The 12600-nt window shown below is 72.7% G+C and carries 14 protein-coding genes; 4 read left to right on the top strand and 10 right to left on the bottom strand.

Translation table 11 applies throughout. The features are described 5' to 3' along the window. The first annotated feature begins 67 nt into the window (after nucleotides 1-67). The gene (locus HUT12_RS18125; RefSeq protein WP_161594922.1) at nucleotides 68-688 is read left to right on the top strand and encodes a cysteine hydrolase family protein; all 621 of its coding nucleotides are present in this window, start codon (nucleotides 68-70) and stop codon (nucleotides 686-688) included. Here HUT12_RS18125 and HUT12_RS18120 read toward each other — a convergent pair. From HUT12_RS18120 to HUT12_RS18105, 4 genes are all read right to left on the bottom strand, one after another. Further along, nucleotides 619-1530: an IclR family transcriptional regulator gene (locus HUT12_RS18120; protein ID WP_236145642.1), complete on the bottom strand. Its 912-nt coding sequence runs from the start codon at nucleotides 1528-1530 to the stop codon at nucleotides 619-621. The two genes, HUT12_RS18125 and HUT12_RS18120, sit on opposite strands and share 70 nt — an antisense overlap. A gap of 63 nt (nucleotides 1531-1593) precedes the next feature. Then, nucleotides 1594-2793 carry an NAD(P)/FAD-dependent oxidoreductase gene (locus HUT12_RS18115; RefSeq protein ID WP_176094141.1) on the bottom strand — a complete coding sequence of 400 codons (1200 nt, stop codon included), beginning with the start codon at nucleotides 2791-2793 and terminating at the stop codon, nucleotides 1594-1596. A gap of 2 nt (nucleotides 2794-2795) precedes the next feature. Continuing rightward, on the bottom strand, nucleotides 2796-3584 hold the full coding sequence (locus HUT12_RS18110) for a hypothetical protein (RefSeq protein ID WP_176094140.1): 789 nt from the start codon (nucleotides 3582-3584) through the stop codon (nucleotides 2796-2798). A gap of 137 nt (nucleotides 3585-3721) precedes the next feature. Further along, nucleotides 3722-4450, bottom strand: coding sequence for an SDR family oxidoreductase (locus tag HUT12_RS18105; RefSeq protein ID WP_176094139.1), 729 nt, complete (start codon nucleotides 4448-4450; stop codon nucleotides 3722-3724). A gap of 145 nt (nucleotides 4451-4595) precedes the next feature. Between HUT12_RS18105 and HUT12_RS18100 the strand changes: the two genes are divergently transcribed. Both HUT12_RS18100 and HUT12_RS18095 read left to right on the top strand, forming a co-directional pair. Continuing rightward, entirely contained in the window at nucleotides 4596-5057 is a 462-nt protein-coding gene (locus HUT12_RS18100) for a peroxiredoxin (protein ID WP_303393492.1), read from the top strand. 72 nt (nucleotides 5058-5129) lie between these two features. Then, complete coding sequence (locus HUT12_RS18095; RefSeq protein ID WP_131052278.1) at nucleotides 5130-5831, top strand: hypothetical protein; 702 nt, start codon at nucleotides 5130-5132, stop codon at nucleotides 5829-5831. 69 nt (nucleotides 5832-5900) lie between these two features. Here HUT12_RS18095 and HUT12_RS18090 read toward each other — a convergent pair whose 3' ends face one another. Genes HUT12_RS18090 through HUT12_RS18080 form a run of 3 tightly spaced genes read right to left on the bottom strand, consistent with a single transcriptional unit; the run spans nucleotide 5901 to nucleotide 8854 of the window. Further along, nucleotides 5901-6374: an OsmC family protein gene (locus HUT12_RS18090; protein WP_176094138.1), complete on the bottom strand. Its 474-nt coding sequence runs from the start codon at nucleotides 6372-6374 to the stop codon at nucleotides 5901-5903. 51 nt (nucleotides 6375-6425) lie between these two features. Continuing rightward, complete coding sequence (gene cydB / locus HUT12_RS18085) at nucleotides 6426-7424, bottom strand: cytochrome d ubiquinol oxidase subunit II (protein ID WP_176094137.1); 999 nt, start codon at nucleotides 7422-7424, stop codon at nucleotides 6426-6428. Nucleotides 7425-7438: 14 nt separating this feature from the next. Continuing rightward, complete coding sequence (locus HUT12_RS18080; RefSeq protein ID WP_176094136.1) at nucleotides 7439-8854, bottom strand: cytochrome ubiquinol oxidase subunit I; 1416 nt, start codon at nucleotides 8852-8854, stop codon at nucleotides 7439-7441. 176 nt (nucleotides 8855-9030) lie between these two features. On the opposite strand from HUT12_RS18080, the gene HUT12_RS18075 reads away from it, so the two are divergent. Further along, on the top strand, nucleotides 9031-9810 hold the full coding sequence (locus HUT12_RS18075) for a lysophospholipid acyltransferase family protein (protein ID WP_254876871.1): 780 nt from the start codon (nucleotides 9031-9033) through the stop codon (nucleotides 9808-9810). Between the two features lie 48 nt (nucleotides 9811-9858). Here the strand turns inward: HUT12_RS18075 and HUT12_RS18070 are convergent, their stop codons facing one another. From HUT12_RS18070 to HUT12_RS18060, 3 genes are read right to left on the bottom strand one after another with little or no spacing between them, the layout of a single operon-like run. Further along, entirely contained in the window at nucleotides 9859-10218 is a 360-nt protein-coding gene (locus HUT12_RS18070) for a hypothetical protein (RefSeq protein WP_176094134.1), read from the bottom strand. Between the two features lie 18 nt (nucleotides 10219-10236). Then, nucleotides 10237-11901 (bottom strand): hypothetical protein, encoded by a 1665-nt coding sequence (locus tag HUT12_RS18065; RefSeq protein WP_176094133.1) that lies wholly within the window; start codon nucleotides 11899-11901, stop codon nucleotides 10237-10239. Then, nucleotides 11898-12569, bottom strand: coding sequence for a hypothetical protein (locus HUT12_RS18060; RefSeq protein WP_176094132.1), 672 nt, complete (start codon nucleotides 12567-12569; stop codon nucleotides 11898-11900). The genes HUT12_RS18065 and HUT12_RS18060 overlap by 4 nt, the downstream gene beginning before the upstream one ends. Nucleotides 12570-12600: the final 31 nt, after the last annotated feature.

Raw genomic sequence — 12600 nt, 5'->3', positions numbered from 1 at the left:
AATGGCCTGTAGGACCCGACTCGGCATCATCGATCCGGATCAATCCCCTGATTTGGGAGAAAACCTCATGAAGTACCCCCCGTGGCGGACCGCGGTGCTGGTCATCGACATGCAGAACGACTTCTGCTCCCCCGCCGGGGCCATGGCGACGCTCGGCGCCGACGTCGGTGTCAACGCCGATCTGGCCCGCCGGCTGCCCGGATTCCTGGACCCGGCGCGGACCGCCGGCTGCCTCGTCGTCTGGGTCCGGCAGGCCGCCCACGACCAGCTCGTGTCACCGGCCCGCCGGGCCCGCGCCGAGGCGATGGGCCGCAGCCCGCTCAGCGTCTGCGAGGCGGGCTCCTGGGGCGCCGAACTGGCCGACGGGCTACGCCCCGCGCCCGGCGACTGCCACCTGGAGAAGACGCGCTACAGCGCCTTCGTCGGCACGCCCCTGCACAACCTGCTGCGGGCACACGAACGCGACCACGTGGTGGTGGTCGGCACGGCGGCCAACGTCTGCGTCGACTCGACCGTGCGCGAGGCGTACATGGCCGACCTGGCCGTCACCCTGCCGACGGACATGGTCGGCTGGACCCGCCCGGACCTGGCCGAGCCGGCGATCCGCAACCTCGGGTTCTACTTCTGCGAGACCACGACCTCGGCCGAGCTGCTGTCGGGCTGGTCGGCCGAGGCACGGGCCACCTGACGGCGAGGACTGCGACGCTTGGCCGGTGGCGCGGCCTCGGCCGACTCCGGGGCGGACTGGTAACCCAGCTCGGCGCTGACCTGGCGGGCCGCGTCGGCCACCAGATCGCCGTACTCGGTCAGCAGGCGCGAGGAGAAACGGTCCTGCGGGCCGCAGAGCGACAACGACCCGTAGACCTCGCCGGAGGCGAGCCGGATGGCCGCCGCCACGCTCGCCGCACCCGCCTGCCGTTCACCCCGGCTCACCGCGTAGCCCTGCCCGCGTACCGCCCGCAGGTCCTCCCAGAGCTGCTCGACGGAGGTGATGGTGGCCGACGTCATCGACACCAGCTCATGCGTGGACAGATACTCGGACACCTCGGCGTCGGGCAACGCCGCCAGGATCGCCTTGGACGACGAGCCGGCGACCAGCGAGTGCCGGGAACCGAGCGTGACCGACATCCGGATCTCGTGCGGCGAGAGCACCTGGTCGGTGTAGACGCGCACCCAGCCCTGCCGCATCGACAGCGTGGCCGTCTCCCCGGTGATCTCCACCAACCGTCGCATGTGCCGGTTGGTGGTCGCCTGCACGTCGATGGCGCGCAGCGCGGCCAGACCGGCGGCCAGCGCCCCCGGTCCCAGGCGGTAGCGCCGGGTCTCCTCGTCGAAGGTGACGAACTGGTTGGCCGTGAGCTCCTTGAGGATGCGGTGGGCCACCGCCTTGGGCAGACTCAGGTCCCGCGCGACGGTGGAGACCCCGACCATCTCGGGGCTGCGTTCGGCGAGCAGGTCGATCACGGCCAGCGCGCGACCCAGGCCGCTCGCGGTGTAACGGTGGCCGTCCGCCGGCTCACTCACCGGCACCGCTGACTCCATTCGACAGTGACCTCTCGTGCGTGCCGTCGGGCGGGCACCGGCGTGCGGCACCTAGTGCTGGATCCCGAGCATACTGACCCGCCGCAGATACGCTCGGGCCTCCTCGGCGTTGTCGGCCACCGCCCGCAGCCGGACCAGCCGCTCCCGGCGCCCGGCCAGGTCGGCCGCGTCCGCCGAGGTGCGGTTCTCGGTGGTGGTCGGCTGCACGAAGCGCTCGGCGATCGAGCGGCGTCGCTGCGCGTACGCGGTGGTCGCGGTCTCCTGGTCGGACTCGGCCAGCGCGGCGGCCACCGCCATCGCGTCGTGGATGCCGGAGTTCAGGCCCATGCCCCCGGTCGTGCTGCTCAGGTGGGCGGCGTCGCCGGCCAGCAGGACCCGACCGATCCGGAACGAGTCGGCCAGCCGTTGGTGGCTGCGGTACATCTGGTGCTGGTGCAGCGGCAGCAACCCGTCCGGCGGGGTCGGCGAGCCCAGCAGCAGCTCCACGGCGGCCAGGAAGTCCGGGTGCGTGCCGGTCGGCGGTTCGTCGTCGACCCCGGTGTTCGTCGACAGCGCGGCGCGCCAGATGTCCGGGGTGCGGATCAGCGAGAACCGGCCGCGCGGGCCGGACCAGTAGCCGACCTCGCTCAGGTCGGGCACCGCGTCCTCGAACCGGAACGGCGTGGCCACCACCAGGCTCATCGACGGGTACGTGAAACCGGGGAACGGCACGTCGAGCAGCTTGCGGGCGATGCTGTGCGCCCCGTCGGCGGCCACCGCCCAGTGGCACGACACGGTACGCCGCCCGCCGTCGACGGCCACCTCCAGCTCGACGCCGGTGTCGTCCTGGCGCAGCCCGACCACCTCGTGGCCGAAACGCAGGTCCACGTTCGGTGTCTCGGCGACCGCCCGACGCAACTGCCGGACCAGCTTGTACTGCTCGTACTGGAGCCGGAACGGGTAGCGTGTCTCGCCCTCCAGCAGGTCGTAGGAGAACTGGGCGGACTCGGTCAGTTCGAGGTCGCGGTAGTCCAGCCGGCGTACCCGCACGGCCTCGGCGAGCACCGGCGCGGCCAGGTCCAGCTCGTCGAGCAGTTCGAGCGTCGGCGGGTGCACCGTCGAGCCGCGCCACTCCGAGCGCACCTCGTCGTGGCCCTGTTCCAGCACGACCACACCGATGTCGTAGCGGGCCAGCGCGAGGGCGGTCACCATGCCCACCGGTCCGCCGCCGAGGACGACGACCGGTGCCTGCACCGAGTGGCTTGGCGGCACGTTCACTCCTTCCGGCCGGCGGGACCGCCGGCGATCTGCGTCGGGGCGGTGCCGTCCAGGACGGCGGCCAGGTGCCGCAGCGCCGGACTCGGCGACTGCGCCGCCAGGTGCGCGGCCCCAGCGGTCCGCAACGACTGCCAGGCACCGGCCAGGTTCGAGGAGAGCACCGGCACGGGCGAGCGCGGCACGACGTCGTCGAGTACGTCCAGGCTCGGCGCGCCGGTGCCGGTCAGCAGCACCGCGTGCCCGTCGGCGGCGGTCGCGCCGAGCGTGTCCAGCACGCGGTGCACGGTGTCGCCGACCGTCGTCGAGGAGAGGTCGTAGATGGCGCCCGTGCCGGGCACGGCCACCACCTCGGTGACCGTGCGGCCGGTCGTCCGCCAGAACGCCGCCGCCTGGGCGGCGAGCCAGTCCGGGTACGGCGACACCAGGGTCAGTGACCGTACGGCGAGACGGTCGAGCACCTGCCGCACGGCGCTCGCGGCACCGACGACCGGGCTGCCGAGCCGGTCGCCGGCGGCCCGGTCGACGTGGTCGGCGTCGGCGTGCCGGGGCCGGTAGTAGCAGCCGGTGCAGGCGACGTAGGTGGCCCGCAGGTCCAGTCCCCGCAGCGTGGCGGCGGTCTCCGGCAGCAGGTCGGCGTACCGGTCGAGCCGGTCGGCGAGGGAACCGTCGACGACCGGGAGCCGGGCCACGTGGTAGCGCAGCCGTGGCGGCAGCAGGCGGCGCAGTTCGGGCTCGACGGTCGGGTTGGCCGGCGGGACGATGACGCCCAGAGCGGTCTCGACCACGACACCCCCATCAGAATGTTCGACTGAGCCGTACGCCGTTCGACGCACTGGAACGATAGGGGGTGCGGCGGGACGTGGTCAACCCACCCGACGGGCGCGTCCGCGCACGCCAGAGCAGGGGTGAGGACGGGGAGAGGTCAGAGACCGCCGCCGACGCGCAGCACCGCGCCGCTGGTGTAGGAGGCGTCCGGGCCGAGCAGCCAGGCGATGGCGGCGGCGACCTCGTCGGGTTCCCCGGGACGACCCAGCGGGATCCGGCCGGCGGCACGCTCGGGCCGGTCCGGTTGCCCGGAGAGGGCGTGGATGTCGGTGCGGATGATGCCCGGCGCCACCGCGTTGACGCGGATGCCCCGGGGGGCCAACTCCTTGGCCAGGCCGACGGTGAGCGCGTCGGTGCCGGCCTTGACCGCGGCGTAGTGGACGTACTCGCCGGGACCGCCGAGGGTGGCGGCGACCGAGGAGATGTTGACGATCGCGCCGCCGGCCGCCATCCGCCGGGCGGCCTGCTGCGCGCAGAGCACGTAGCCGACCAGGTTGACGTCGACCACCTCCCGCAGGTCGTCCAGGCGCAGCTCGGTGAAGGGGCCGATCGGGCTGGTGACGCCGGCGTTGTTCACCAGGCCGGTGAGCGGGCCGAGGGCCTCGGCGGCGTCGAACAGGGCGGCCACCTGGTCGGGCTCGCGGGTGTCGGCGGGCACCGCGACGGCACGTACCCCGGTGGCGTGCAGCTCGGTCACGACGGCGTCGGCGGCGGCGTGGTCGCGACGGTAACCGAGAGCGAGGTGGTGGCCCGCGCGGGCCAGCCGCCGGGCGGTGGCCGCGCCGATGCCGCGACCGCCGCCGGTGATGACGGTGACCGGTGCCATTGATCGTCTCCCCTGCCCCGAGCCGGTGTCGGCGACGTTACCGGGGCGCTGACCGGCGCCGGTAGCCGGGTGTGGCCGAGGACACGGCCGGTGATCGGGCGTGGCATACGCTCTCGCCGACGACGGTGTCGAGTGAGGAGCGCACATGGCGGGTGTGAGTGTCGGGGAACTGGTCGAGGACTTCGCGCTGCCGGACGAGACCGGCCGCCTCCGACGGCTGTCGGAGTTCCTGGCGGACGGGCCGGTGGTGCTGTTCTTCTACCCGGCCGCGATGACGCGCGGCTGCACCGCGCAGAGCTGCCACTTCCGTGACCTGGCGGCGGAGTTCGCCGCGGTGGGCGCGCAACGGGTGGGCATCAGCCGGGACCCGGTGCAGCGGCAGGCCGAGTTCTCCCGCCGCAACGATCTCGACTTTCCCCTGCTGTCCGACCCCGACGGCGCGGTGGCGGACCGGTTCGGGGTACGACGGCGGCTGCCGTTGGGCGCGTTGAGCACCCGACGGATGACCTTCGTGATCGGCACCGATCGACGTGTCGTCGAGGTGGTGCACAGTGAACTGGACATGAACCAGCACGCGGACCGGGCGCTGAAGGCGTTGGGGGGCTGATCTTCAGGTTGTCGCCGGGGACTGGTATCAAAGCAGGCGACTGAACACGTGTACGACGGATGAGGGAGCGCGATGGGTGTCGCTGGCCAGGGTTTGTCCGATGACGAGGTGCGCGGCATCCGAGAGGCGTTGGCCGCGGGACGCAAGCCGAAGGTGGTGTTCACGGCCTCGGCCGGTCAGATCGCCGGGCAGATCGGCCAGGTGGTCGAGCTGACCGACCCGGCGGTGTCCGACGAGTACGTGGTGGTGCGCTTCGGCCGCGACGAGTTGCCCTTCTCCCCCGCCGACGTGGCGGTGGCGCCCCGGGGTGCCGGCCGCCGACCGGCCGAGCCGAAGGTGGAGCCGGCGCCGGTCGAGCCGCCGGTGGCGGAGCCGGAGTTCGTGCTGGACCGGGTGCCGCAGCCCCGGCGCGAGGAGCCGGGTCGACAGGAGGAGCCGAAGGTGGAGACGGTCGAGTCCAAGCCCGCTGCGCGGCGGCCGGTCAAGGCGGCCAAGCCGAAGGGACCGGCCGGATTGACGGTCACCCTGGCGTACGCCGAGGGCGAGTGGACGGTGGCCGCGCAACAGGGCGGCAAGGTGCTGGCCAAGCCGTACGTGCTCAAGCCGGCAGAGGCGCTGCGGATGGTGGCGCTGGTCGACGTGCCCGGTGTGCACGAGGCGGTGGAGCAGATCCTGACGTCGGAGCGGTCCGAGGCCGAGCGGCAGGCCGAGAAGCTGCGGGCCGAGCTGGCCGAGATCGAGGCCCGGCTGGCGGAACTGCGCGAGGCGGGCTGAGTCCGGCACAGGTGAACGTGGGGCCCGGGACAGCGGTCGTCCCGGGCCCCACGTGTCTGCTCGGCCGGGTCAGGCGGTGACGGTGCTCGGCTCGTGCCGGACCGGGAAGTTCACCGAGTTGGCGATGAAACAGACCCGGTGCGCGTGGTCGTGCAGTGCGGTCGCGGTGTCGGTGTCGGCGGGGTCGGCGAGGGTGACCCGGGGACGCAGGACGGCCTCGGTGAAGTGGCCGCTGCCCGTGGCGTTGTCGGTGGTCATGCTGCCGGTTGCGGTGTCGACGTAGTCGGTGACGACGATGCCGTTGTCGGCGCATAGGTGCAGGTAGGCCAGCATGTGACACTGGGACAGCGCGGCCAGCAGGAGCTGCTCGGGGTTCCACCGGGTGCGGTCGCCACGGAAGGTCGGGTCGGAGCTGCCGGCGATCGGGGGCGGGCCGTCGGCGGTGACGTCGTGGTCGCGTCGGTAGGCGCGGTAGCCGCTGGTGCCGGTGCCGAGGTTGCCAGTCCAGGTGACGGTGGTGCGGTAGGTGTGCTGGTGTGGCATCAGGTCATGGTGCCGGATCGGCCCGGGACGCGGGGTCCCGGGCCGATCCGGTCAGTGCTGCGGGATGTGCGTGACGCCGATGCGCTTGCGGAAGACCCAGTACGTCCAGCCCTGGTAGGCGAGCACGATCGGGGTGAAGAACACCGCCACCCAGGTCATGATCCTCAGCGTGTAGGGGGTCGAGGCGGCGTTGGTGGCGGTCAGCGTGCCGGCCGGGTCCAGCGTGGAGGGCATCACGATGGGGAACAGGGCGGCGAACAGGGTCGCCACGGCCAGGCCGATGGCCAGCGCGGTGCCGGTGAAGGCCCAGCCCTCACGACGGACGCGGGCGGCGGCGAGACCGCCGAGCAGCGCCAGGGCGGCGCCGGTGGCGAGCACCACGGCGGTGGGGCTGGAGCGGATGGTCAGGGTCCAGGTGAGGAACGCGACCGCCAGCACGGCGCTGACCACGCCGAGGCGTACGGCGAGGGTGGCGGCACGGCCCCGGATGTCGCCGACGGTCTTGAGGGCGATGAAGACGGCGCCGTGGGTGGCGAACAGCGCCGCGGTGGTCGCGCCGCCGAGCAGCGCGTACGGGTGCAGCAGGTCGACCAGTCCGCCGACGAACTCGTGGTCGGCGTCGAGGGGTACGCCGCGCAGGATGTTGGCGAAGGCCACGCCCCACAGGATCGCCGGGATGAGCGAGCCGAAGACGATGGCGTTGTCCCAGCGGCGCTTCCAGGACGCCTCGGGGCGTTTGTGGCGGTACTCGAAGGCGACGCCCCGGGCGATCAGGGCCAGCAGGATGAGCAGCAGCGGCAGATAGAAACCGGAGAAGAGGGTGGCGTACCACTCGGGGAAGGCGGCGAACATCGCGCCACCGGCGGTGATCAGCCAGACCTCGTTGCCGTCCCAGACCGGCCCGATCGTGTTGATCATGACGCGGCGTTCGCGGTCGTCGCGTCCCAGGACGGGTAGCAGCATGCCGACGCCGAAGTCGAAGCCCTCCAGGATGAAGTAGCCGGTGAACAGCACGGCGACGAGGAGAAACCAGATGGTGGTCAGTTCCACGGTGGGGCTCCGGGTCAGTAGGCGAACGCGAGCGGGCGGTCCGCGTCGTCGTCGGTGTCGTCGGGTTCCGGGTCGGGCGTGACGTCGGGGACGCCGGCCTTCGCGTACCGGATCAGCAGTTTCACCTCGACCACGGCGAGGACGGCGTAGATGATCGTGAAGGCGGCGAAGCTGGTGAGCACCTCACCCAGGGAGACGCTGCGGGACACGCCGTCGCGGGTGAGCATCTCGCCGAAGACGATCCAGGGCTGGCGGCCCATCTCGGTGAAGATCCAGCCGAAGGAGTTGGCCAGCAGCGGCAGGACCGGCATGACCAGGCCGGCGCGGAGCAGCCACCTGCCGCGCGGCGTACGCCCCCTGCGCTGCGACCAGAGCACGAGCAGCGCGATGGCGGCGGCGGCGAGCCCGAAGCCGATCATGAATCGGAAGCTCCAGTAGGTGACCGGGATGATCGGCGTGTAGCTGCCGGGGCCGTACTGGGCGGTGTAGAGAGCCTGGAGGTCGTTGATGCCGTGCACGGTGCCGTTGGGGTCGCCGGTGCCCAGGTACGACAGCAGGTGCGGGATCTTGATGGCGAACAGTTCCCGGCTGCCGTCGAGGCTGCCGATGGTGAGCACGGAGAACGAGGCGGGGCTCTCGGTGTCGTAGAGGCCCTCGGCGGCGGCCATCTTCATCGGCTGCACCTCGGTCATGATCTTGCCCTGGATGTCGCCGGTGATCACCACGACGGCGGCGGCGACCAGGGTGACCCAGGAGCCGAAGCGGGCCGCGAACCGGTACGCCGGGGTGTCCTCGCTGTCGGGGCGGCGGATCAGGTGCCACAGGGCGACCGCCACCAGCAGCGATCCGGCGACCAGGAATGCACCGGCGATGGTGTGCGGGAAGGTGATCAGGGCGACCTTGTTGGTGAGCACGGCGACGAAGTCGGTCAGTTCGGCGCGCCCGGTCTCCGGGTTGATCCAGTAGCCGACCGGGTTCTGCATGAACGAGTTGGCGGCGAGGATGAAGTACGCCGACAGGTTGGTGCCGATCGCGGCGGCCCAGATGCTGGCCAGGTGCAGGCGTTTCGGCAGCCGGTCCCAGCCGAAGATCCACAGGCCGATGAAGGTGGATTCGAGGAAGAAGGCGACCAGTGCCTCGATGGCGAGCGGGGCGCCGAAGATGTCGCCGACGAAGCGGGAGTAGTCGCTCCAGTTCATGCCGAACTGGAACTCCTGCACGATGCCGGTGACCACGCCCATCGCGAAGTTGATCAGGAACAGCTTGCCGTAGAACTTGGTGAGCTTGAGGTACTTCTCGTCCCCGGTGCGGTGCCAGAGGGTCTGCAGGATGGCGACCAGGACGGAGAGTCCGATGGTCAGCGGTACGAAGAGAAAGTGGTAGACGGTGGTGACACCGAACTGCCAGCGGGCGACGTCCAACGCGTCCACCTGCGACCCCCAGGGCTGCTGATACTACGAGACGTAGTAAATACTACAGCCCGTCGTACGACGTAAGGTAGGGGCTGGCGACCCGAACCGTCCCGGGACCAATGACCCTGATCACCTCTGCCGTGCGACCCCCCTGTCCGGCACCGGTGGCTCCCGCCGTGCGACCATCACCGGCTGTGGACCACGCCCACTCCCCCTGGCAGCCGCCACTGATCTGGCGTACCGCCCAGTTGCTCGCCCGCGTCGTGGTCGGCGCGCTGGCCCGGCTGGAGGTCACCGGCGCCATCCCCGCGCACCTGCGCGACGGGCCGCTGATCCTGGCCGCCAACCACCTCAGCCCGTTCGACCCGATCGTGCTCGCCGCCGCCTGCCGCAGCCGGCGGGTGGCGCCCCGGATCATGGCCACCGGGGGGCTGTTCCGCGCCCCGGTGATCGGCGCCGCCATGCGCCGCGCCGGGCACATCCGGGTCGACCGGGGCACCACCGGCGTCCACCGGGCCCTGGACGACGCCGCCGCCGCGGTCGCCGCAGGCGCGCCGATCCTGGTCTACCCAGAGGGACGGATCGGCCTCGACCCGGGCCTGTGGCCCGAACGCGGCAAGACCGGCACCGCCCGTCTGGCGCTGACCTGCGGCGCGCCCGTCGTGCCGGTGGCGCAGTGGGGCTCGCACGAGGTGCTGCCGTACCAGGCGCCCAAGGGTCTGCTCGGCGGCGTCGCCCGCGCGCTGGTCCGCCGTCCCACCGTCCGGGTGCACTTCGGCGACCCGGTCGACCTGACCGACCTGCGTCCGGGTACGCCCGGCGTCGCCCGCCTGGCCACCGACCGGATCATCGACGCCCTCACCGACACCCTCGTGCCGCTGCGCCGGGACGAACCCGACCGGCCCCGGCACGTCGACCCGGGCCGCCCGGTGGACACCAGCCGCTCCCACCGACGCCGCCCCGCCCCCGGCTGACCGCCACCGCCCGGTGCGCGCCGCTGTCCGGCGGGTGGCGAGGCCGGATCAGCCGGCCTGCTGGATCGCGCGCAACACCTCGGTGACCGCCGAGGCCACCGGCGCGACCGGCGTCGCCAGCGCCGCCAGGCGCTGCAGCAACGCCGTCACCCGCGCCGGTTCCGGATGCGGCCGGGCCAGTTGCGCCCGCAGCTCCGTGGCGACCGCGCGGGCCGGTTCGTCCAACTCGTCCCGGTGCCGGTCGAGCACCTCCACCAGCCGGGTCACCAGCGCCGGGACGTCCACGCCGGGCGCGGTGGCCCAGAGCGCGCCGCCGACCGCCGACGCACCCGGGCCGACGGCCTGGTTACCGACCTGACTGACCCCGCCGGACTGCTGGATGCCGTAGTTCGCCGACGTCTCCGACATGCGCCTCTCCCCTGTGTCTCACACCGGCCGTGGCCGCTCACCGCCACCGGCCGGTGGCGGCTGGCCGTGCTGTTCGGCCCGGGCACCGGACCCCACCGCCTGGTTGCCGACCACGCTGAGGCCGCCGGTCTGGACGATGCCCTGGTTGAGGATCATCGTCTGGCGGCTGCGGAACTCGGCGGTGTCCAGGCCCCGCTCGTCGAGGAAATCCACGATCGCGGCGAGAACGTGCCGCTCCACCACCTTCAGGTGCTTCGCCGCGTCGAGCACCTGGAAGTAGTTGTGGTAGTCGGTGCCGGTCGCCAACTCCCGCACCCCGACCCGGGCGCCGTGGTCGTACCCGAGGTCCTCACGGGCCAACCGCCGCAGCCGCGCCTGTCGCGCCCGGTGCCGCAGCGCGTGACCCAGGTCGGTCAGCAACCGGCCGGCGGCACCGACGGCGGTCGGCACCAGCCGGTCGGTGGCGACCGCGAGCATCTGCACCAACTGCCGCGCCGACATCCAGTCGGTCAGCCGGTCCACCTCGTGGTACGCCCACCGGGGCGGCTCCAGCACCGTGCGGGCGCACTCCAGATAGAGCAGCTTCCCGTCGGTGGAGAAGTGCAGGAACGTGCCCGCCACCACCTCCGCGCCCCAGGACGGCACCAGCGCGCAGAGGTAGTGCCGGGCCGCGCCCTGCGGGTTCGCCGCCACCTGGCGGATCTCCTCCGGGGTGAAGCGCTGACGCGGCGCCCGTTCCTGGTCCGGCAGCAACCGGTGGTCCCCGGTCAGCAGGTGGCCGCCGACGAAGACCCGGTCCTCCAGCGTCAGCCCGGCCAGCCGGTCCGCCCCCAGGCCGGCGTCGAGCGAGGCCAGCCGCCCGCGTACGTGGTCGATCAGCTCCAGCACGGTGAACGGCGCCGGCTCCGGTCGGCTCAGCCCGGTGACGTGCTCGGCCGGGCGGATCGGCAGGGCGAACGACCATCCGGCCACCGGTGTGCCGTGCCCGACGAACGGCACGTACCCGCCGTAGACGGTGACGTTGCCGTGCTGGGCCTCGTCGACGGCGGCCAGCCGGTCGGCGTAGCGGGACGGCAGGGACACCTCGTCGGGCGCCGTCGCCAGGAACCGGTCCCGCCGCAACCGGGTCAGCAGCAGCCAGCGGGTGCCGTGCAGATGGATCGCGAGTGCCAGGAACGCGGCGATCCCGGCCGGCAACGCCAGCCACGGTCGCCCGACCAGCCACCCGGCCGGGCTGGACTCCACGACGGTGACCAGGTGGAACTGGATCAGCAGCACCAGGGCGCTCAGCGCGACGACGATCATGCCCAGCAGCGGACCGAGCATCCGCTCCCGGGTCGGGCGGAACGGAGTCAGGGAGGTGCCGACCCGCATCGCGCCGATCACCAACAGGGTCCACAGCGGGGCGAGCAGCACCGCCAGGCCACCGAAGACCAACAGCCGCAGGTCCCGGCGACGACGCCGGTGGCGGGCCACCAGGCAGTGCCGCAGCACCGGCGAGACGTCGAAGCCCACCGAGGGCGCCACCGCCCGCAACTCGTCGCCGAGCACCTCGTCGAGCACCCGTTCGGCGAACCGCTCGTCGGTGTGCGCGGCCACGCACAGGTAGCGGGTCGCCTCACTGTGCACCGGCGGCGGCGACGGGCGTTGCCCCGGCACCAGCGGATCCGTCCGTGCGGTCATCCCGGCCAACCCCCGTCCACCCGGCGCGGACGCGCCTCGGATCGTGTCGCGGCCACCGCCAGCAGCGGGCCGTAGAACAGCCCGGCCTGCAGCGCGTCGGTCACCGTCACGCTCATCCACCGCTGCGGGTCGCTGGACAACACGAGATCGTCGGGCACGAGCAGCATGCCGACGAGCGCCCCGCCGAACGCGGCGAGCACCGTGGCCACGCCGACCACGCCGACGACCGCGCACATCCGGTAGACCGCAGACGGCGCGGGTCGGTCCGCCAGCCAGCGCAGCAGCCACACCGTGCCGGCGACGAACAGCAGCGTGCGCAGGTTCTCCGAGATCCAGTAACCGACCATCGGAGGCTGCGCCGGTGCCAGCTCCCACCGGGGCCAGGTCACCGCCCAGAGCAGGACGCGAAGCAGCTCCGCCGCCAGCCCCGGCACCCCGTCGGCGGTGGGTAGGTCGGCGGCCCACCCTCGGACCAGTCCGGCGCCCCACCGGCTCCCGCCGGCCACCGCCACCGCCACGAACAACCAGGCGCCGGCGGGTGTCCGGCGCGGCTGCGGCGACTGGTCCGGCGGGGTGACCCGGGGCGGCAGCGGATCGACCGGGTGCGCGGTCAGCGTCGACCGGGGCGCCGTCGGCGGCCCGGGCTGTGGGAACGGCTGCCACGGCATCACTGCCCCATGGTGACCGTCGCGCAGCGCG

The sequence above is a fragment of the Verrucosispora sp. NA02020 genome (assembly GCF_013364215.1).
Taxonomy (GTDB): domain Bacteria; phylum Actinomycetota; class Actinomycetes; order Mycobacteriales; family Micromonosporaceae; genus Micromonospora.
The sequence above is the reverse complement of the archived record's forward strand: the minus strand, read 5'-3'. Positions and strand labels throughout refer to the sequence as shown.